This window comes from Finegoldia magna, from assembly GCF_002243175.1.
Classification (GTDB): domain Bacteria; phylum Bacillota; class Clostridia; order Tissierellales; family Peptoniphilaceae; genus Finegoldia; species Finegoldia magna_J.
This window is the reverse complement of the sequence record NZ_NDYF01000013.1, coordinates 151391-173149: the sequence shown is the minus strand read 5'-3', so window position 1 is coordinate 173149 and position 21759 is coordinate 151391. Positions and strand designations below refer to the sequence as shown.

Genomic DNA, 21759 nt, shown 5'->3' with positions numbered 1-21759 from the left:
TAAATGATTTACACAGTTACTATGAATCCAGCACTTGAATTTGTAAGTGAAGTTTCGGATTTTGAATTTGACAAGAACAATATATCGGATTTTGATTTGATGCTTCCAGCTGGAAAAGGAATCAATGTTTCGAGAGTTTTAAAACAACTTGGACTTCCAACGGTTGCAACTGGATTTGCAGGAGGTTTTACGGGAGACTTTGTAGAAGATTGGCTAAGAAGAGAAGATATCAAATCTGAGTTCATAAGAATTGATGATAATACTAGAATTAATATCAAAATCACAGGCTCTTCGAAAACCGTAATCGAATCAAAAGGACCTAGCATTTCTCATCAAGAACTACAGGAATTGTTATACTATCTATCAAGAGTTAAAGAAGGAGATACTGTGTTTTTGTCCACAGCTTTTCCGAAAAATATAACAGAAACTGTAATCGAAAGAATGATTGCAATCTGTAAAGCTAACAAAGCGGAGTTCGTCCTCGATATAGATGAGTATTATTTGGAGAGATTTGCTAACGAAGGATCACTTCTTCAAAACATCAGCGTCAAATGCTTGGAGCATATGTTTAAAACAAAAATAGATTCAGAATCAGATTTGCTTAAATGGAAAAACGAAATATCTGGTTTGAATTCTAAATTTGTGATAGTTCCTTTTGTAGATAATAAAGTATATTTGTTCCAAAAGAATTCAATCTATGCTTTTGACATAGAACAGATGCTAAACCAAAAAAGAGATTTTGTTATTGACTCAATAATCGCGGGATTTATCGCGACATTTATCAGAACTTCAGATTATGAAAAGTCTTTTGAAATGGCAAATGCCTGTGCACTAGCTTCGTTGAAGACCAAGGATTTGCCGAAAAAATTCCAAATAGATGATTGCTTAGAAGATGTTAATATAATAAAAATAGACTAAAATAAAAAAACAAGGTGTTGAATTTAATTCATACCTTGTTTTTTTATGTTGTAATAAATTAAGAAATGGAGATTTAATTGAAAATGAAAAAGTTTTCAATATTTATATATATTTTACCATCTCGATATAACGAATGCAAGTTTTTTGTTACATTTTTTAAAATTTAATAAATTTGTAAATAGGCTCATGATTATCATTACTTTATCATAATAAAGGAAATAAGTCAAGTGATTTTTATGCAAAAACACAATTTGTTTTATTATCGGAACAAATTTAAAAAATGAATAAAAATAATTTGGTTTTATTTTCATAATAAGCGTAAAACGGCGTAGAATCAACAAGATAGCGAAATCACAAATTTTATTTTTGTGAGCAAAAAGTGTAAATTAATCCGAAAAAACATGGAAAAACTGTATTTTATACTGAAATTTTAAATTATAAAATAAATAATAATTGACAAATCCATTTTATGTCACTATAATGAGATAAAGTATTATTTATTAATCATACATAAATCATACTAAAAATAAACTGAAAGGAGAATAAGATGTCTGCTAATAAGAAAATATTGGAAGTTAATAATATGCATACAGCTTTTAGAATAAAAGACGATTATTATGACGCCGTAGACGATGTTTCATTTGAATTGTATGAAAATGAAGTATTAGCTATGGTTGGTGAATCTGGTTGTGGTAAATCTACACTTGCTACTACTATTATGGGTTTACATAATATGAATTACACTCAAATTAGCGGTGAAGTTATATATAACGGCGAAAATATTTTGAATTATACAGAAGCTCAATTCAATGAGTTGAGAGGTGGAGAAATTGGTATGATATTCCAAGATCCGTTGGCATCTCTTAATCCATTAATGAGAATTGGCGAACAAATTGAAGAAGCTTTGTTATATCACACTGATTTGGACAAGAAACAACGTCAAGCAAAAGCTATTGATCTTCTAAAAAAAGTAGGGATTGAAAATGCTGAAGTTATAGCAAGACAATTTCCTCATCAATTATCCGGAGGTATGAGACAAAGAGTAATCATTGCGATTGCTTTGAGTTGCAAACCTAGAGTTTTGATAGCTGATGAGCCAACTACTGCACTTGATGTTACAATTCAAGCACAAATTCTAGATTTACTAAAAGAATTACAAAATCAAATGAATTCAGGAATTATATTGATAACCCATGATTTAGGAGTTGTAGCACAAATCGCTGACAGAGTTTGCGTAATGTATGCAGGTCAAATCGTTGAGATTGCACCTGTGGATGAGTTGTTCAATAATCCACTTCATCCATACACAAGAAGTTTATTAAATTCCATTCCACAAGCAGATAATGAATCTGATCAGTTACATGTTATAGAAGGTATGGTTCCTTCGTTGAAAAATTTACCTAGAAAAGGATGCAGATTTGCACCTCGTATTCCTTGGATAGACGATCATGAACACGAAGAAAATCCAGTACTACACGATGTTGGCAATGGACACATGGTTCGTTGTACTTGCTGGAAGAATTTCCATTTTAAAGACGAATAGGAGGGAAATATGGGATTTTTAGAAGTTAAAAATTTGAAAGTTCATTATCCAATTCGTGGTGGATTTTTTAATACAATTCAAGACTATATCAAAGCTGTAGACGGCGTAGATATGGATATTGAACAAGGAAAAACTTATGGTTTGATTGGAGAGTCAGGATCTGGGAAATCCACTATTGGAAAAGCTATAGTAGGGCTTGAAAAGATTACAGATGGACAAATTTTGTACGAAGGAAAAGATGTTACAAGTAGATCTTACAGAAAAAAGATCAACTACAACCAAGACGTTCAAATGATTTTCCAAGACTCAATGAGTTCACTTGATCCTAAAAAAAGAATTTTGGATATAATTGCTGAACCAATCAGAAATTTTGAAAAACTAACACCAAAAGAAGAAAAAGAAAAGGTGTTTAAATTGTTGGATATAGTTGGACTTAACGAGAGTGCAATCTATAAATATCCATTTGAATTCTCAGGTGGTCAAAGACAAAGAATTGGAGTTGCAAGAGCTGTTGCGTGTAACCCACGATTGATTGTTGCAGACGAACCTGTTAGTGCACTTGACTTATCAGTTCAAGCGCAAGTATTAAACTACATGAAGTTGATTCAACAAGAGTTTAATCTAAGCTACATTTTCATCTCTCACGATTTGGGAGTTGTAAGACACATGTGTGATTACATTTATATCATGCACAACGGCAAATTTGTAGAAACTGGAAATCGTGATGATTTGTACTCCGATCCACAACACATTTACACAAAGAGACTTATCGCAGCGATTCCTCAAATCGAACCAAATAGAAGAAAAGAACTTAGAGATGCTAGACAAGCTATTGAAAAGAAATTTGATGAACAAAAAAATGTCTACTACGATGAAAATGGATCGGTGTACGATTTGACAAAATACAAAGATTCTCATTATGTAGCAGCTAGAAAGGGGGAAATATAATATGACTAAAACAATAATCAGAAGATTTTTAATAATGATTCCTCAATTGATAGTGTTAAGTTTATTTATATTCTTTGTAGCTCAAAAGATGCCAGGTGACCCATTTACAGGGAAAATCACACCAAGTACTGGTAACTCAAAGGTTGAAGAAGAACTTAAAATAAAATCTGGATTTTACGATCCATGGTATGTAAAATACAAAAGATGGGTTGGCAATGCACTTCAAGGAGACTTTGGTGATTCTTATACTCAAAAGCTACCTGTAAAAGACGTTATAGGTCAAAGAGCTAAGAATACATTCTTCTTATCATTGTTCTCATTAATAATAATGTATGCAATTGCAATTCCTCTAGGAATAAACGCAGGTAGGTACAGTGGGTCGGCATTCGATCAGGGGGTTAACTTGTACAACTTCCTGGCACTAGCAACCCCGGGGTTCGTATTTTACTTGATAATGCTTTTAATTTTCGGATATGAGCTTGGATGGTTTCCAACGAGTGGTATCATAAGCCTTGAAGCCTCAGCAAAAGGCGGCATGGCAGCGGTATTAAGTAGATTTTATCATATGCTACTTCCTGCAATATCTTATGCACTACTTACAACTATTGGAACTATTCAATATTTGAGAAATGAAGTTGTAGATGCAAAAAGTCAAGACTACGTAAGAACTGCAAGAGCAAAAGGGGTTCCTATCAAAAAAGTTTACAGTAAACACATTTTTAGAAACTCACTTTTACCAATAGCTGCATTCTTCGGATTCCAAATCACAGGATTGTTAGCAGGTTCTATCATGATTGAAACAATCTTCGGATACCAAGGAATGGGTTCATTATTCGTTGACTGTATCAACCAAAGAGATTATTCAGTTATGACTGCACTTGTTATGATATATGGTTTCTTGACACTTTGTGGTTCATTGTTAAGTGATATTATCATGAGTATAGTGGATCCAAGAATAAGGATAGATTAGGAGGTTTTTATGAAAGAAGTAAAAGTAACAGAAGAAAAGCTTGAAGAATATAAAGACCTTGCAAAAGACAATCCTACTGGATTTAAAGTAATTGTTAATGAATTCAAAAAAGATAAACTAGCAATTGTTTCTTTGGTAATATTGGCAGTTTTGTGGATAGGAATATTCGTTGGAGCAATGTTACTTGATAAAAAGCAAGTAATGATGGTAGATATTATGAACTCATACGCACCACCAGGAGAGGCTGGACATATTTTAGGAACAGACCAAGGTGGTAGAGATTTGTTCGGCCAATTAATTATTGGAGCGAGAAACTCAATTGTAATAGGAATCGCTGTAACAATACTTACATCTGCAATAGGAATAGTTGTAGGTCTATTAATAGGTTATTACGGTGGATGGTTGGACAATATTATAATGAGAATTATAGACTTCATCCAAATTCTTCCAACGATGATGATTATCATAGTTTTCGTAACAATTGTTCCAAAATATTCGATGTTTACATTTGTAATGATATTTACGGTGTTCTACTGGACAGGAATGGCAAGACTTGTCAGATCAAAAGCTCTTGCTGAAAGTAAAAAAGACTATGTAAATGCATCGAAGACAATGGGAACTAGCGATTTGAAGACGATGTTTACAGGAATATTACCAAATATTTCTTCAATATTAATAGTAGATATGACATTAAGTTTCGCCGGTAACATCGGTATTGAAACAGGACTAAGCTTTCTAGGTTTCGGGCTTCCACCATCAGATCCATCACTTGGAACTTTGGTATCATTAGCCAGAAAACCAGAAGTTATTCAAGACAAATTATATGTATGGTTACCCGCATCATTATTGATATTGGTAATGATGTTGTGTATAAATTACATCGGTCAAGCATTAAGAAGGGCTTCCGATGCAAAACAAAGGAAAGGATAAGGGTGAAAATAATGAAAAAGAAATTCAAATCATTATTGGCTATCTTTTTAGTATTGGCATTCGTACTTACTGGATGTGGAAATGCAAAGAAAGATAGCGGAAAATCTTCAGACTCTGGTTCTAAACAAGAATCTAGTACTGGAAAGAAAGTCAATGAAGAAAACAAGGGCAACATAGTCGGAGAAAAAATGGGCGGCGGTGTTGTTGTTGAAAACGAAGGCGAACCAATTAAAGGTGGTACATTCAGAGTAGGTATTCCTACAGACTCACCATTTAAAGGTATATTCAACAACACATTATACGATGACAACTACGACTGGAACATCATTGGACCTACAATGTATGGTTCATCAAACGCTGGAGAAAGCTTGGAATTGAGAGATTCTGGAGCTGAAAAATTCGAATGGGATGAAAAAGCAAAAACTGCTACAATTAAACTTTCAGACTCATTCAAATGGAATGACGGAAAACCAGTTACTGCAAAAGACATTATCATCAACTACCTAATCATTGGTCACAAGGATTATCCTGGTGTACGTTATGATGATGATATGATTAACATAGTTGGTATGGAAGAATATCACGCTGGTAAAACACAAGACATATCTGGTGTTAAAGAAGTAGATGAAAAAACAGTTCAAATCTCATTTAAAGAATGGAAACCAGCAATCAAATGGGGCGCTGGAATCTGGGCTGAACCAAATAGCTATGATCAATTAAAAGATATACCAGTAAAAGATATAATTTCTTCTGACCCTGTTAGAAAGAACCCTAAATCAGCAGGACCTTTCTACATTACAAATGTAGTTCCAGGTCAATCAGTTGAATTTTCAGCTAACGAACACTTCTGGGGTGGAAAACCTAAGATCGATAAAGTTGTAATGGAAGTAGTTCCAAGCTCACAAATCTTAGCTTCATTAAAAGCTGGTAAATACGACTATATCGCAGGTGGAGCACCTTCAGATACATTCAAAGAAATTTCTGAATTAAAAGGATACAAAGTAGCAAGATACCAAGACATGGCTTACACTTACCTAGGATTTAAATTAGGTAAATGGGACAAAGCCAAGGGAGAAGTTGTAGTAGATCCTAACGCTAAAATGGCAGATGTAAACCTACGTAAAGCAATGGGTTATGCAATCGACAACAATGCAGTTGGTGAAAAATTCTACCTAGGATACAGATCACAAGCAACATCAGTTATAATCCCAATCTTCAAGGATTACTTCAACACAGACCTTAAAGGATACAACTTCGATCCAGAAAAAGCTAAAAAATTGTTAGACGAAGCTGGATACAAAGACGTTGACAACGATGGATTCAGAGAAGACAAAAATGGTAAACCATTTGTAATCAAATTTGCTTCAATGGCAGGTGGAGATATCGCTGAACCATTAGCAAAATACTACATGCAATGTTGGGAACAAGTAGGATTGAAAGTTGAATTAACAGGCGGAAGACTAATCGAATTCAACGCATTCTACGACAAACTTAAAAACGACGATCCAGAAATCGACGTATTCCAAGGTGCATGGGGAACAGGTACTAACCCAGACCCATCAGGATTATTCAGTAAGAATGCATCATTCAACTACTACAGATATACTAATCCAGAAATGCAACAAGCATTGGATAAGATAGCTGATGGTAAAACATCTGATGAAGATAGAGCACAAGCTTACAAAGACTTTGCAAAAGTAATGGAAGACAATGTACCATTGATTCCAACACTTTACAGAGAAGCTTTATCTCCAATCAACAAGAGAGTTAAGAAATTTGATTTCAGATATGTTCAAGATATGAACAAAGACGACTTCAGATGGAATGAAATCGAACTTACAGCAGACCAACCAATGAAAGAATAATAGTTTTAAATTAGTGGGGTGTAAATTTGCACTCCACTTTTTTCTGTGTAAAATATGTAAAAATACGTAAAATATAACGTTTTCGTTTATTGACTTATTCTAGCTTATTCATTAGAATATTAGAGAGGTGTAATGAATGAAGCAGAAAAATATTGTTGCTGTAGTTTTGATAACTGTAGCAATATTTGTTGGTGCTTTTGTAGGACTAAATATTTTAAATTCATCAAAGGCAGAAAAATTAGATAAATTGGCTCACCAATGTATAGTAGATGGTAATTACCAAAAAGCTGTAGATTATTACAGTGAATTGTACGATAGAACAAACGATGGATCTTATATAGACAAAAAACGTGAAGCTGTGGAACTATTGTCATCCAAGAATAATTACGATTATGGAGTAAATTATTTAAAGGAAATGAAGTATGTCGACGCGGCAAAAAGTTTTTTGAAAGTAAGCAACAAAGACAATGTAAACTATCAAAAAGCGCAACAAAGATTGCAAGAAAGCACACAAGCGGTGATAATTGCAAGTGATTCATTTGCAGAAGATGACAACTTTGATGCAAGTTTGAATATGTTAAACTCATACGCACGTGTAATGCCACACGAAACCATTGTTATAGACAAAATAAAAGAAGTTGAAAAAGCGAAAAATCAATACAATGAGAAAAAACAAGAAGAAGAAAAACAACGTGCATTGTCTGAGAAAAAGGAAAAAGAAGCCAGAGAAAAAGCTGAAAAACTTGCCAGTGAATCAGCGGAAGAATTAAAGAAAGAAAAAGAAAGCGCAAAACAACCAGATAAACAAGATGAAAGTTATGAAACTGATGATAACAAAAGACTTATCGATTTGTGCATTCGTTTAGTTGGTAAAACTTATTTGGTAACTACAGATAATGCCAAAATCTACGAAGAACCAAGCAATAAATCACAAGTGATTTCTTCAATTCCTATGGGAAGTGAAGTGTACATTTATGAAGCAAAACCAGATTCAGGTCAAAGAGTTTGGTGTCATGCGATAATTAAAAGTGCAGATTCACTAAAATCATACGATGCGTGGATATCATCAAATAACTTAGAAATTAACGATTAAGCTCTCAATAATGAGGGCTTTTTTAGTAGAAAGGGGTGTGTTATGGATTTAAATTTTTTGCATTTTGATTTGGATGCTTTCTTTGCGTCCTGTGAAATTCTGGATAATCCAAAACTAAAACACGTCCCAATGGTTGTAGGTGGAAAAAGTCAGAGGGGGATAATTACTACTGCGAACTACGAAGCAAGAAAATACGGATTACACTCTGCAATGCCAATATTTCAAGCGAAAAAGATTGTGCCAAATCTAGTTATAGTTACCCCTGATTTTGAAAAATACAGAAGAAATAGCGAGAAAGTTTTCAAGGTTTTGTCGACTTTCTCTAATAAAATTCAAAAGATGAGTATAGATGAAGGTTGCATGGATATTTATCATATTAAAATGGACAGATTAGAACTGGCAAATCTAATCCAAGAAAATGTAAGGATAAAAACAGGATTGTCTATCTCTATTGGAATAAGTTACAACATGAGCCTTGCAAAACTTGCGTCAGATTGGAATAAGCCTCATGGAATCAAAATTATAACGCAAGATGATATTCCAGATATCTTGATGGATTTAAACGTTGGAAAAATCCAAGGAATTGGAAGAAAATCTGAGGAAAAACTAAACAATATTGGAATCAAAAAAGTTAGTGATTTGTACGATTTATCCAGAAATAATTTGAGAGAATTGTTCGGGAAGTTTGGCGAAGTAATTTACGATAGAATTCGTGGAATTGACGATAGACAGTTGGATTTGTCCAGAATTAGAAAATCTATCGGGGTGGAATACACTTTTGAACGCGATTTGAGAAATTACAATGAGTTACTGAAAAAAGCAAGTGAGTTCAGTGAAGAATTAGCAGATGATCTTCATAAGAAAAATATTAAAGCAAAAACTATCAGAATTAAAATAAAACTTAGCGATTTTTCCGTGATTACAAAATCGATGACTCTTGATGAATACATTAGTGATGTCAAAGATATTTACAGGATTGTGAAGTATCTTGTGCTTAATACTAAGATAGAAAAGTCTGTCAGACTTTTCGGAATTACTGCGGCAAACCTGAGCGACACGACTTTTGAGCAGTTAAAATTCTTGTAGTAAAAAACTTTGCATAATACCTTGCAATATGTACTACTGTGTATTATAATGTAATCAGGAGGTAAGATATGAACACACAATTAAAAAAAGGGATTTTAGAATTATGTGTCTTATCGGTTATATCTAAACAAGACAGCTACGGATACGAAATTATAGATCAGATAAAAGATAAGATACCAATGAGCGAAGGAACAATTTATCCTATGCTTAGAAGATTGAAAAACGACAAATACTTGGAAGATTACACTGAACAATCAGAATCAGGTCCATCTAGGAAATATTATAAGATAACAGACGAAGGAAAAACATATTTGCACTCACAACTTGAAGATTACAAAAAATTGGTTGAAAGTGTTAAGGCCTTGTTAGAGGAGGGTTTTTAAATGAATAAAGAACAATTTATGGAACTTTTAGATTATTATTTCAGAAATGTCGACGAAACAACTTACAGAGAAATCAAGAATGATTACGAAGAACATTTTAGAATCGGCGTTGAAAATGGAAAAACTGAAGAAGAGATTTCAACTGAATTAGGTAATCCAAGAGAAATATTCAACGAATGTAAAGAAGCTGGAATTATCAGAGAAAACAACTTATTCGGTATGTTTAATTTGAATAGCATCGGCGATTTCTTTAATTCTAAAATTTTCGACCAATCCAAAGACAAAGACTATGATTTGTCACAACAAACATTGGAATTTGACAATGATTTCCACAGAATTGAAGTTAAATCAAATGCGGACATCGATGTGTCAACTCACGAATTGGACAAAATAATCGTAACTTACACTACAACTGACGAAACGCAAAAATTGGACGTAGATTATATGAATCACGTGTTGAAGCTAGGCAAAGTTAAAATGGAAAAATTCCTCCAAAAAAGTTTCATCAAATCAATTTCTATCAAAATCCCACAAGACAGTGATTTGGGATTAAACATCGCTACAGCAAGTGGAGATGTAAATGTAGATGTTATTAGTAACGACGTTACTTGCAACACTTCAAGCGGTGATGTAAATATCACAACACAATCAAACAATGTAAATGTCAACACAGCAAGTGGGGATGTTCAAGTCTTCAAATGCAAAAAAGAAATTTACGTTAATACTGTGAGCGGTGATGTAAAGGTGAATTCCGAAAATCCAGAAATCACAGTGAACACAGTAAGTGGCGATATCGAAATCGATGTGAACGAAAACAAAGATTTGAATGTGAGAGGTGTGTCTAGCGATATTAACATCCACATCAAAGAAAAGAAAGGTTCTATCGAACTTAGAACTGTAAGCGGAGAAATTCAAATCGACAGTTACTACAAAGATAGTTCCAAAAAAATCAGTAAATCTCACGACCAATCATTCTCAAATGATGAAATCGAAATAAGTGCTGCAACAGTTAGTGGAGATATTACTGTAGATTAAATTTCAAATTGACTGCAATGATTTTTCGTTGCAGTTTTTTTATTGTAAATTTGCGGTTAAATATTATAATAACGTAAAAAAAACATTGAAAATATGATAAAATAGAAGGTAATATGGAGGAATAATAATTTTGAAAATAATAGTAACTTGCGCATTCGGTTTGGAGAGCTTAGTCAAAAGACAACTTTTGGATATGGGCTATGAGAATTTGAATGTAAACGACGGAAGAATAATGCTTGAAGGCGATGAAAAAGATATCGCAAAATTAAATATAAATTTGAGATGTGCAGACAGAGTTCTAATCGAATTGGGTAATTTTAAGGCTGTATCATTCGAACAACTTTTTAAGGGCGTTGAAAAAATAAATTGGTTGGATATTTTAGAAGCGGATTCTAATTTTATTGTAGAAGGCAGAAGTTACAAATCAAAATTATTTTCTATTAAAGACTGTCAATCGATTACAGAAAAGGCGATTATTAAATCTCTTCAGAAAGAATACAAGGTGGATTGGTTCTCAAAATCCAAGGGGAGATTTAGGATTGAAGTTAGTCTGGTAAAAGATATTTGTTCGATAACTTTGGATACCTCGGGAGATGGACTTCACAAAAGAGGTTACAGACAGGACTCAGTTCTTGCCCCTATAAGAGAAAACTTAGCAGCAGGAATTATCGATTTATCATTTGCTAATAGCGACAGACCTCTTGTGGACTTGTTTTGCGGCAGTGGAACTTTTGCAATAGAAGCTGCAAGAAAATTCAGAAATATTGCACCTGGAATTGATAGGAAATTCGATTTTATTAATTCTAATGATAAATTCAACGATGCCTACAAACAAGAGCGTACCAAAGCCTTGGAGAGCATTGATTACGATAAGAAGATAGATATTTTCGCTAGTGATGTAGACGGCTCAGCGATTGAAAAAGCAATAGCAAATGCTGAAAATGCTGGAGTCAGAGAGGATATTAGATTCGTGACGAGGGATTTCAGAAATGTTGTGTTGAATGATAATTACTTCGTTCTAATATCTAACCCACCTTATGGAAAAAGGCTTGGCGAAAGACAAGAAGCCGAGAAGATTTATAAGGATTTGGGAATTAAAATGGCGAAATTCAAGACTGCCTCACAATATATAATCACAGATTGCGAAGAGTTTGAGAAATTTTACGGCAAAAAAGCATCTAAAAATAGAAAGATGTACAACGGAAATATGAAGTGTTATTTGTATCAATATTTTGGTCCGAGACCTAAATAGGAGGAGATATCCTTGGAGAAGAAATCAAATGAAGATGTTAGTGATTTCAAAGGATCTGATTACGAAGTTCTAAATTCTATGAAGGATTTAGTTAGAGTAATAGATAAAGATGGGGTAATAATATTTGCCAATACTAGCATGATAAAATCTATGCCTATCAATCCAATAGGAGTGAATTGCTATTTGGATTATAGTGAAGATTTCCCAAAATGTTTGGCAGATAGGAAATACCGTTTGAACAGCACTATCAAAGAAAAAAGAAAAATAAATGGCGTGGATTATTCCATAACTTCTTCTCCAGTTATGGATAAAGATGGAGAAGTGGTAAGCACTGTCGAGGTTTTCAGAGATATTTCAAAAGAGGTCAAAACTCAGATTGATTTGATTAATGCGAACAAGGACATCAAGGATGAAATCAAATTCGCCAAGCACATTCAAAGCAAAACTTTGCCTAGTAAGGGTGAGCATGTTGGTTTGGATTTGGATTACAGCTATATTTCATCTAGGGATTTGTCTGGAGATATCATCGATTGCATAGACATTGACGAAAGATTTGTAGGAATTTACATCGCAGATGTTGTGGGCCATGGGATTGCGGCATCTATTCTGACGATGTTTATCAGACAGACAATGAGGTATTTGGTAAGTAGAATTACAGATTCTAGACCGAAAAGAGTGCTGAAGGATTTGAATACCACATTTACTGAACTTAATTTATCGGTAGACAAATATTTTACGATTTTTTATGGATTATACGATAGAAAACTCAAAATATTTTCATATGCAAATGCTGGTCACAATGGTATTCCATTTTTGATTTCCAATGACAAATTAGAAGAATTAAAAGTTACAGGTCATCCTATCTCTCCAATGTTTGAAGGAGTTGGGTTTGATCAAAGAGATATATTGGTCTCCAGTGGTGATGAATTAATTATGTACACTGATGGGATAACTGAAACTAGAGGATTTGACAACGAATTTTACGGCGAAGAAAGACTAAAAAGAGATTTAATGAAAGTTCCAGATAGAAGAATTGAATACGTGCTAAGCGAATTGAATTCTTTTAGATTTTTGGAACAGGATGACGATATTGTTCTAGTGAGTTTGAAGGTTCTATAGGAGGAAATATGTTCAAGCTAGATTTTTCAAATACGACAAGTCATAATTCTGTGGATACTTTGAGAACAGAATCCGTAAATGCTTTAGAAAAGCTTTTAAATAAATCCTGTGAAGGTAAGGAATTCACAGGATGGATTGATTTGCCTAAAAATTACGACAGAGAAGAATTCGAGAGAATTAAAAAATGTGCGAAGAAGATAAGAGAAAGCTCTGATTGTTTAGTTGTCATTGGAATCGGTGGAAGTTATATGGGAGCTAAGGCAATTGATTATGCGATGAGCGATTATTTTGAGAAATCGGGCATCGAAATCATCTACGCTGGTTTCCAATTGTCTTCTACGTATTTGGCTGAACTTTTGGATTATTTGAAAGACAAGGATTTTTGTGTAAATGTAATTAGCAAATCGGGAACTACTACAGAACCTGCAATCGCTTTTAGATTTATAAAGGAATTAATGGATGAAAAATACACAAAAGAAGAACAAAAGAGCAGAATTTTCGCCACTACTGATAAACAAAAAGGTGCATTGAAAGAATTGTCTGATATCAATGGTTATGAAACTTTTGTAGTGCCAGATGACATCGGTGGAAGATTTTCCGTTCTAACTTCTGTTGGATTGTTGCCACTTTGCGTAAAAGGATTGGACATTGATCAATTGATGGTGGGTGCAGCAAATGCAATGGAAGATTTTACAAAACTTGACTATGAGTCAAATTTTGCACTGCAATACGCTTCATTCAGAAATAACATGTATCGCAATGGAAAAGACATCGAAATACTTATTAATTACGAAATGAGATTGAAATATTTTTCTGAATGGTTCAAGCAATTATTCGCAGAATCGGAAGGAAAAAACAATAAGGGAATATTCCCAATGATGTGTAATTTCACGACGGATTTGCATTCAGTAGGTCAAATGATTCAAGATGGACAAAAAAATGTATTTGAAACTGTGATTTCAGTAGAAAATCCACGCAAAGATTTGTATATAAAATCTGATGCTGATAATTTGGATAATCTGAATTATTTGAGTGGAAAATCAGTGGATTATGTGAATAAGATGGCTATGCAAGGAACGCTTAATGCGCACTTGTCGTCAAATGTTGAAAGTGTCGTCGTGAAAATTGATGAGATTAATGAAGAAAATCTAGGATATATGATTTATTTCTTTGAAATGAGTGTAGCAATTTCAGCACTTGTTTTAGGAGTGAATCCTTTTAATCAACCAGGAGTTGAAGAATACAAGAAGCAAATGTTTAAACTATTAGAAAAGCCGGGTTATTAATATGAAAGAGAATTTAAAGAAAATAGTTTTGTACGAGAAAAGCTACGAAATTTCGAAAATTATATTGATTTTATTGACATCTGTTTTATTTTTGAAATGTGCGAAGGTTGACCATGTTTTTGTCAAATCGTTTTTTGTAACTGTGTTTTCATTCGTGCCAATAATAGGAGCGGGAGTGTATTTTGTTCCAGCAATCATTCTTAATTTATTAGAATCAAATACACTCAATTTGGCGATTTACGTGTGGTTGTTATTGGTAGTAATATGTATTGACAGAATACTCTACAGTGTTTTTTATGATTTGCCGTTTGATTACAGCCCGATATCTTATGTGATTATGGGAATGATTTTATATTTGATATTTGGGAAATACATATTGTTGGTGTTCGCACTTTCAGTGTGTGCAGTTACAGTGTACAACAACTACAACAAGTATAAGAAAACAAAAGTTTTTTACAAAAAAGCAACGTTGAATTTTATTGATTTGAAACAAATTATACAAGAGAAATAGAAATACGGAGGAAATAGTGGAAAAATTATTGATTGCAAGAGGAAACGAAGATATCGAACTTCTTTCAAATAAAGTAAATCAACATGGGCTTATCGTAGGAGCAACTGGAAGCGGAAAGACAGTTACATTAAAAGTGTTGTGCGAATATTTCTCAGATTTGGGAGTGCCAACTATTTTGTCAGACGTTAAGGGAGATTTGTCAAACTTAGCATCGGTTGGTGAAATGAACGATAATCTTAAATCTAGACTATATGAAATGAATATCACTGATTTTAATTTCAAAAACTATCCTGTAAATTTGTGGGATGTTTACGGAGAAAATGGCCTTCCATTGAGAGTTTCAGTTTCTGAAATGGGTCCAATTTTGTTGTCGCAGATTTTGGATTTGAACGATACACAAGCTGGAATTTTGAATATTGCATTCAGGGTTTCAGATGAGGAAGGACTATTGTTGTTGGACATAAAAGATTTGCGTTCTATGCTTAATCATTTGTCTGATAAAAGGGAAGTTTATTCCAAAAAATACGGAAATATCACAACTCAAAGTATCAGCGCAATCATGAGAAAATTATTGTACATCGAAGATATGGGTGCAGATAAATTCTTGGGAGAGCCAAGCTTGGATATAAAAGATTTGATGAAGACGGATTCTGATGGACGCGGATTTGTGAATATTATTTCTGCGGCAAAACTTATCAACGACAAAAACTTGTATTCTATGTTTTTGTTGTGGCTATTGTCAGAACTTTTCGAATCGCTACCTGAAGTTGGCAATCCAGAAATCCCTAAACTTGTGTTCTTCTTTGACGAAGCACATTTGTTATTCGACAATGCAAACAAAATGATAATGGATAAAATCGAACAAGTTGTAAGACTTATTCGTTCAAAAGGCGTGGGAATATTCTTCATCACACAAAATCCACTGGACATTCCAGATTCTATTTCTTCACAATTAGGAAATAGAATTGTGCATCAATTGAGAGCTTTCTCTCCAAAAGAATTGAAGGCAGTGCAAAAAGTTTCTGAAACTTTCAGAGCAAACGCCGATATGAATGTAAAAGATGAAATTGTAAACTTACGAACTGGTGAAGCGTTGATTTCATTCTTGGACGAAAAGGGAGCACCAAGTATAACTAAAAAAGGATTGGTACTTCCACCACATTCATCGTTTACGCCACTTTCTCAATCGGACGTAGATTATATCGTGAAAAACTCTGATTTGCATCAAAAATATTCGCAATCAATCGACAGAGAATCTGCTTATGAAATACTGCAAACAAAATTGCAAAATCAAATCAAAGAAGAGCCAGAAAAACAAACTAAGAAATCCACAAAACAAGAAAAATCTCCGATAGAAGATTTCGCAACTAAAAGCATCAACTCAATGCTTGGTAGTTTTACAAGACAAATCGGTAGAGATATCGCGCGTGGAATTTTCGGATCAATCAAAAAGAGCATAAAATTTTAAAGAACCTCCCAGACGGGAGGTTCTTTAATGCCGGTAAATTTTGTTTTATTTTTTTTCGGCGCTGATTACTAATGGTCTGGAGTTTTCCTTATCAAACTCTGCTTTATTAAATCCGCCGTATATTTTTATATTCTCAAAACCATTTTGTTCTAAAAGTTTTACTAATTCATCTGATGTTATTGGAAATAAATTGACGTCGTTTTCGATGGATTTATCAGCGGCTGTCATCACTGTGTTAAATCGTATAAAATCACCATTTCTGAAATATTTTCGTACAAATTCAACTTTTTCGTTTTTGATAGTTGGAAGATCTCCCAAGTAATCATCATCTACTTGTAAAAATGGATGGAAGTTAATGATTTGAAGTACGAGATTTCCGTTTGGATTTAATTTGTCATAGCATTTTTTCAAAAATTCATTTATTTTTTCTGTAGAATCCAAGTGTACCAGAGAATTTCCGATGCAGTAAATCAAACCGAAATTATCCTCCAATTTGTCGATATCTAACATATTCATACATTTAGCATCGATTTTGTTTTCATTAATTGCCTTGTCGACAAACTTTTCTTCCAAATCAATCCCCATCACATCATACCCATCATCTTGAAGCCTTTTAGCAACTTTTCCAGTGGCACACGCAACATCCAAGATTTTGCCGTGAGCACGTTCTTCTAAGAAGCTAATTTGTTTGTCATTTGGTTGAAAAATATCTTCGTAATTATCTGAAATTGAATCGTAAAATTTACTCATATCATCACCTCTAATGTATATATACCCAAAAGAATGTTACAATTTTATAAAGTTGTCATAATTTTGTAATAATTTCAAATCGTGTGATATAATTAGATAAATGAGGTGAAAACTTGATACGTAATAATCACGATAGATTTCTAGAAGAAAAAAGAAGACGCGCAGTAAAACGAAGGATTGTGTTTTCAGTATTTCTTTTAGTAATTCTATTTTCAATCATAAAAGTAAAAAATGATAGACAAGAGCATTCAGCTGAACAAAAACAAACTGAGATAGCTCAGGAGCAAAAAACTTCCGAACAACAAAATTCCAAACCAGAAGAACCAGTGGAAAAAGAAAAAACTGATGAGGAAGTTTTTGATGAAATCAAAAAGAATGAAAATATTTACCAAAATACATTTAAGAGAAATGAATTGTTGCACAATTTAGAAGTTTACGCAAAGTACAATCCTAATGCAAAAATAGTGATGAAAAATGCTGACGACATTCATCCTTCTCTTTTAAAACTTGCCGGTAACAACTACACTGCTGTGAATTTCGTGGCGAAAACAATTGATTCTACAATTAAAAACGACTATTCATATCCAGAAAACGCAAATAGTTCAAACGTACCATTGTATTTGCAATGGGACAAGAGATGGGGTTATGAAAAATATGGCTACGGAATTATTGGATTTACAGGATGTGGCCCTACAAGTTGCGCAATGGCGATGTCGTATTTGAAGAACGATCCTTCAATCACTCCAGCAAAAATAGCTGAAGAGAGTGATCGCAACGGATATTCTTCATCAGAAGGAACAAGCTGGGGATTTTATCCTTATATCGCAAGAAAATACGGGCTGAAAGCTGTTCAAATGGATGCGAATTATAATATTATCAAAGAAAATCTAAAAAAAGGAAATCCAATTCTAATTTCTGTAAGACCTGGAGATTTCACACAAACGGGACATGTCATGGTGATTTCGGGAATGGATGCAAATGGCAATATTATACTGAACGATCCAAACAGTTTTACTAATTCGCAAAAATCATGGAAATACGATAGATTACAACCACAAATCAAAGCAATGTGGGTGTTTAGTAATGGAGTATAAATGAAAAAATACACAAAATACAAAAAAGATCTTGAATATTCTTATACAATGGGACCTTTTCCAACTTATGAACTTATTGAAAATAAGGCTGATATTGTTGAGGAGGTCTTAATTTCTGAGGATTTCAATGACACAGAAAAACTGATAAATATATTGAATGATAAGAAAATTCCTTATACGATTTCAAGTAAACAAATAAACAAAATTTCATTAAAAGATAAAGAATACGTGATTGGAGTTTTCAAAAAGGAAAAATCAAAATTACAAGAAAAAAACCACATAATTTTGGACGGAATAGACAACATGGGAAACTTAGGTACTATTATGAGAAGTATGCTTGCATTTGGATATAAGGATTTGGTTTTGATATCAAATACGTGTGATGTTTACAATCCTAAAGTTGTCCGTGCCAGTATGGGAGCTTTTTTCAAATTAAATATCCAAAGATTTGATAATCTACAAGATTACAAGAAAAATTTCCCAGAAAATAAGATTTATTCATTTTTGCTAGATGAAAGTTCAGATGAACTTGGCGATGTGAAGTTCGAACAACCATTTAGCTTGGCGTTTGGAAATGAAGGGGCAGGGCTTCCAAAAGAATACTACAATGAAAATAAGATTTTCATCAATCAATCTAAGGATGTGGATTCCTTGAATTTACCGATAGCTTGTTCCATTGCAATGTATCAATCGAGGGTGATTTAATGAAGAGAGTATTTGTATTTGATTTGGACGGAACGTTGATAGATTCTATTGAAATGATAAATAATTGTTTCAATCATACTACACAAAAATTCGGGCTTAAACCTGTAGAAAAGGAAAAATTTAATTATTTTCTTGGAGATGGACCTAAAATTTTGGTGGAAAAATCTCTCAATTATTTAATAGAGCGCGATAATTTGGATGAAGCAAAAATTCATTCTCAATTTAATAAAATTTACGATAACTACATTGAATATTACAATGGATATGATGACAAGAAAACACAATTGTATCCACATATAAGAGAAAGTTTGGATAAATTAAAAGAAATGGGCGCACTTGTTTGCGTATGCACGAATAAAACTCTTCCAGCAGCGGAGAAAATTTTGAACAATTTATTTCCACAAGGCTATTTTGATTATGTGTCCGCATTGGAAGATGAAACCAAAAGAAAGCCTAATCCATTTTTGCTAGAAAAAATCGTGGAAGATTTGGATATTAAAAAAGAAGAGATTGTATATTTTGGAGACACGGATACAGATATTGAGACGTGTAAAAATGCGAGTGTAACAAGTGTCGGTGTTGAATGGGGATTTAGAGAAAGAGAAGAACTTGTAGAATCGGGAGCAGATTTTGTGATTTCTGATCAAAGAAGGATAGTTGATTTTTATGGAGAATTACCAAAAAATATTGGATAAAACAATTGAAAATCTAAATGGAGGAGAAACACTTCTTCTTCACAGTTGTTGTGGTCCTTGTTCTAGTTATGTTTTGGAATATTTGTCACAGTATTTTAAGATAACTATTTTGTTTTACAATCCAAACATTTCTCCACAATCTGAGTTTGACAAGAGAGTTGTGGAGCAGAAAAAAGTCATAGAAAATACAAAAGCAAAATATCCGATAGATATAATTGTTGACAAATACGATCCAGATGAATTTTACGAAAGAGTTGCTCCTTATAAGGATTGGGGAGAGAAATCACAGCGCTGTTATGAGTGCTACGATTTGAGAATTGATAGAACTTTCGACATTGCAGATGAGGTAGGTTTTGATTTTGTAACGACGACGTTATCGGTTAGTCCTCACAAAAACAGCCAATGGATTAATGAAATCGGAGAAAAATTAGAACAAACTCATAAAACTAAATTTTTGCATTCTGATTTCAAAAAGAAAAATGGTTACAAGAGATCAATCGAATTATCGAAGGAATTTGATTTGTATAGACAAGATTACTGCGGATGCGTTTACAGCAAAAAAGAAGCAGAACAACGACATAATAATGATTGATTGAATCGGTGATTTTTATCGCCGATTTTTTTTGTGAGAAATTCTCAAAACAAAATTGATAATGGTGTTAAGTATTTGTATCGGCTAAAGTTGTTTGATATAATAAAATAAAGGAGAGATTATGAAATTTGAAAAAAAAGTAATGCTTAAGAAATATAACGACGGAGTTATAGAAGAAGTTGAAGATGTTATTTTGAGAGAATTTTTGTTGGATATCAATATTAATTCCAAACCAATTGTTAAGCTTTTGTGTATTGAAAAGGATTTACAAGAACTTGTTACGGGATATCTTATAACAGAAAATATTGTAAGGCCAGAAGATATACAAAATGTAGATATTAAAATTGACGGGAATGTTTGTGATGTTACTTTAAAAGATATCGATAACACTCCAAGTCATGTGACTACTGAAAGTGGAGATTATAAAAACGTTCCGTACAATTTTACTAACAGAGATGAGTCGGTCACTCCGATTGATTGGGACGAAGAAACGTTGTTGAAGATTTCCAATTTTAACTTATCGGGATCGCAGTTATTCAAAGAAACTGGCAATGTGCATTCTGTTGTTTTGGCAAAAAATGGAGAAATAATCTGCCAATGTGATGATATTGGAAGATACAATGCTTTCGACAAGGCTGTGGGTACTGCAGTGTTAAATGGAGAAAAACTATCTGATTTAATTGCATTTACCTCTGGAAGAATTCCTTCATCAATTGTTCAAAAATGTGTCAATTCAGGTATTTCTGTTATAGTTTCTAGAAGTGCACCAACGGATATTTCTTTGGAATTAGCTAGCAAATATAACTTGTCCGTAATCGGCTTTTGCAAACAAAGTCGTTTAAATATTTATAAGGATTTTAGAAAGAAGGATTAATTATGAAAAAATTCGCGGATTTTTTGTATGCCATTATGGCAGGGGCATTTATTGCTATGGGTGGAGTTGCGTTTTTGAGCCTAAACAATAAAATAGTCGGGGCATTTATGTTCAGCTTGGGACTTTTTGCTGTGTGTACTTTAAAGTATAATTTATTTACAGGGAAAGTTGGATATCTGTTCTGTAATGATGTAAAAACTTATTTGCCATGGTGCTTAATGGTGTGGGTTGGAAATTTGGTCGGTAGTATTATCGTAGCGGAATTGGTTCGTCTTACGAGAGTCGCTCCTGGACTTATCGAAAAATCCACAAAATTGGTTCAAGTAAAAGCAGATGATACTTTGATTAGTTTGTTTGTTTTGGGAATTTTCTGTAATATTATGGTTGTTCACGCTGTGGATCAATACTTAAACAATCCTCACGAAATTGGAAAATATTTGGGAATTATAATGAGTATTATGGTATTTATTTTGGTCGGATTTGAACACAGTATTGCAGATATGTTTTACATTCAAATGGCGAGAATGTGGAATTCACAAACAATCATCGCTCTAATTGTCATTACTTTGGGTAATGTAGTGGGCGGGATTTTGATTCCAACAATGAGAAATATAAACACAAAATTAAAAAGCGAATAAGGTT

22 protein-coding genes are annotated in these 21759 nt (G+C 33.3%); 21 read left to right on the top strand and 1 reads right to left on the bottom strand.

Annotated elements, in window-relative coordinates; all coding sequences use genetic code 11:
- The first annotated feature begins 3 nt into the window (after positions 1–3).
- From B9N53_RS05985 to B9N53_RS05915, 15 genes are all read left to right on the top strand, one after another.
- On the top strand, positions 4–918 hold the full coding sequence (locus B9N53_RS05985; RefSeq protein WP_094204126.1) for a 1-phosphofructokinase family hexose kinase: 915 nt from the start codon (positions 4–6) through the stop codon (positions 916–918).
- A gap of 547 nt (positions 919–1465) precedes the next feature.
- Complete coding sequence (locus tag B9N53_RS05980; protein WP_094204125.1) at positions 1466–2461, top strand: ABC transporter ATP-binding protein; 996 nt, start codon at positions 1466–1468, stop codon at positions 2459–2461.
- 9 nt (positions 2462–2470) lie between these two features.
- Positions 2471–3409, top strand: a complete 939-nt coding sequence (locus B9N53_RS05975; protein ID WP_094204124.1) for an ATP-binding cassette domain-containing protein — start codon at positions 2471–2473, stop codon at positions 3407–3409.
- 1 nt (position 3410) lies between these two features.
- The gene (locus tag B9N53_RS05970; protein WP_094204123.1) at positions 3411–4379 is read left to right on the top strand and encodes an ABC transporter permease; all 969 of its coding nucleotides are present in this window, start codon (positions 3411–3413) and stop codon (positions 4377–4379) included.
- A 9-nt stretch (positions 4380–4388) separates the two neighbouring features.
- A complete protein-coding gene (locus B9N53_RS05965) occupies positions 4389–5309 on the top strand; it encodes an ABC transporter permease (RefSeq protein ID WP_094204122.1) in 921 nt (306 codons plus the stop codon).
- Between the two features lie 11 nt (positions 5310–5320).
- Positions 5321–7174, top strand: a complete 1854-nt coding sequence (locus B9N53_RS05960) for an oligopeptide ABC transporter substrate-binding protein (protein WP_242432421.1) — start codon at positions 5321–5323, stop codon at positions 7172–7174.
- A gap of 136 nt (positions 7175–7310) precedes the next feature.
- Positions 7311–8267, top strand: coding sequence for an SH3 domain-containing protein (locus tag B9N53_RS05955; protein ID WP_094204120.1), 957 nt, complete (start codon positions 7311–7313; stop codon positions 8265–8267).
- A 42-nt stretch (positions 8268–8309) separates the two neighbouring features.
- Positions 8310–9353, top strand: a complete 1044-nt coding sequence (locus B9N53_RS05950) for a DNA polymerase IV (RefSeq protein ID WP_094204119.1) — start codon at positions 8310–8312, stop codon at positions 9351–9353.
- Between the two features lie 68 nt (positions 9354–9421).
- A complete protein-coding gene (locus B9N53_RS05945; RefSeq protein WP_002835632.1) occupies positions 9422–9736 on the top strand; it encodes a PadR family transcriptional regulator in 315 nt (104 codons plus the stop codon).
- Positions 9737–10771, top strand: a complete 1035-nt coding sequence (locus B9N53_RS05940; RefSeq protein ID WP_094204118.1) for a DUF4097 family beta strand repeat-containing protein — start codon at positions 9737–9739, stop codon at positions 10769–10771.
- 130 nt (positions 10772–10901) lie between these two features.
- Positions 10902–12023, top strand: a complete 1122-nt coding sequence (locus B9N53_RS05935; protein WP_094204117.1) for a THUMP domain-containing class I SAM-dependent RNA methyltransferase — start codon at positions 10902–10904, stop codon at positions 12021–12023.
- Positions 12024–12035: 12 nt separating this feature from the next.
- Entirely contained in the window at positions 12036–13142 is a 1107-nt protein-coding gene (locus tag B9N53_RS05930) for a PP2C family protein-serine/threonine phosphatase (RefSeq protein ID WP_094204116.1), read from the top strand.
- Between the two features lie 8 nt (positions 13143–13150).
- Positions 13151–14428, top strand: a complete 1278-nt coding sequence (locus B9N53_RS05925) for a glucose-6-phosphate isomerase (protein WP_094204115.1) — start codon at positions 13151–13153, stop codon at positions 14426–14428.
- A 1-nt stretch (position 14429) separates the two neighbouring features.
- Positions 14430–14939, top strand: coding sequence for a hypothetical protein (locus B9N53_RS05920; protein WP_094204114.1), 510 nt, complete (start codon positions 14430–14432; stop codon positions 14937–14939).
- A 16-nt stretch (positions 14940–14955) separates the two neighbouring features.
- Positions 14956–16407, top strand: coding sequence for a helicase HerA-like domain-containing protein (locus tag B9N53_RS05915; RefSeq protein ID WP_094204113.1), 1452 nt, complete (start codon positions 14956–14958; stop codon positions 16405–16407).
- Between the two features lie 45 nt (positions 16408–16452).
- Here B9N53_RS05915 and B9N53_RS05910 read toward each other — a convergent pair whose 3' ends face one another.
- Positions 16453–17157, bottom strand: coding sequence for a class I SAM-dependent methyltransferase (locus B9N53_RS05910; protein ID WP_094204112.1), 705 nt, complete (start codon positions 17155–17157; stop codon positions 16453–16455).
- 113 nt (positions 17158–17270) lie between these two features.
- Between B9N53_RS05910 and B9N53_RS05905 the strand changes: the two genes are divergently transcribed.
- From B9N53_RS05905 to B9N53_RS05880, 6 genes are all read left to right on the top strand, one after another.
- Entirely contained in the window at positions 17271–18251 is a 981-nt protein-coding gene (locus B9N53_RS05905) for a C39 family peptidase (protein ID WP_094204111.1), read from the top strand.
- On the top strand, positions 18252–18956 hold the full coding sequence (locus tag B9N53_RS05900) for a TrmH family RNA methyltransferase (RefSeq protein WP_094204110.1): 705 nt from the start codon (positions 18252–18254) through the stop codon (positions 18954–18956).
- Positions 18956–19651 (top strand): HAD family hydrolase, encoded by a 696-nt coding sequence (locus B9N53_RS05895; protein ID WP_094204109.1) that lies wholly within the window; start codon positions 18956–18958, stop codon positions 19649–19651. The genes B9N53_RS05900 and B9N53_RS05895 overlap by 1 nt, the downstream gene beginning before the upstream one ends.
- Positions 19623–20243, top strand: coding sequence for an epoxyqueuosine reductase QueH (locus tag B9N53_RS05890; RefSeq protein WP_094204108.1), 621 nt, complete (start codon positions 19623–19625; stop codon positions 20241–20243). The genes B9N53_RS05895 and B9N53_RS05890 overlap by 29 nt, the downstream gene beginning before the upstream one ends.
- 121 nt (positions 20244–20364) lie before the next feature.
- The gene (gene fdhD, locus B9N53_RS05885; RefSeq protein WP_094204107.1) at positions 20365–21117 is read left to right on the top strand and encodes a formate dehydrogenase accessory sulfurtransferase FdhD; all 753 of its coding nucleotides are present in this window, start codon (positions 20365–20367) and stop codon (positions 21115–21117) included.
- Positions 21118–21119: 2 nt separating this feature from the next.
- A complete protein-coding gene (locus tag B9N53_RS05880; RefSeq protein WP_094204106.1) occupies positions 21120–21755 on the top strand; it encodes a formate/nitrite transporter family protein in 636 nt (211 codons plus the stop codon).
- Positions 21756–21759: the final 4 nt, after the last annotated feature.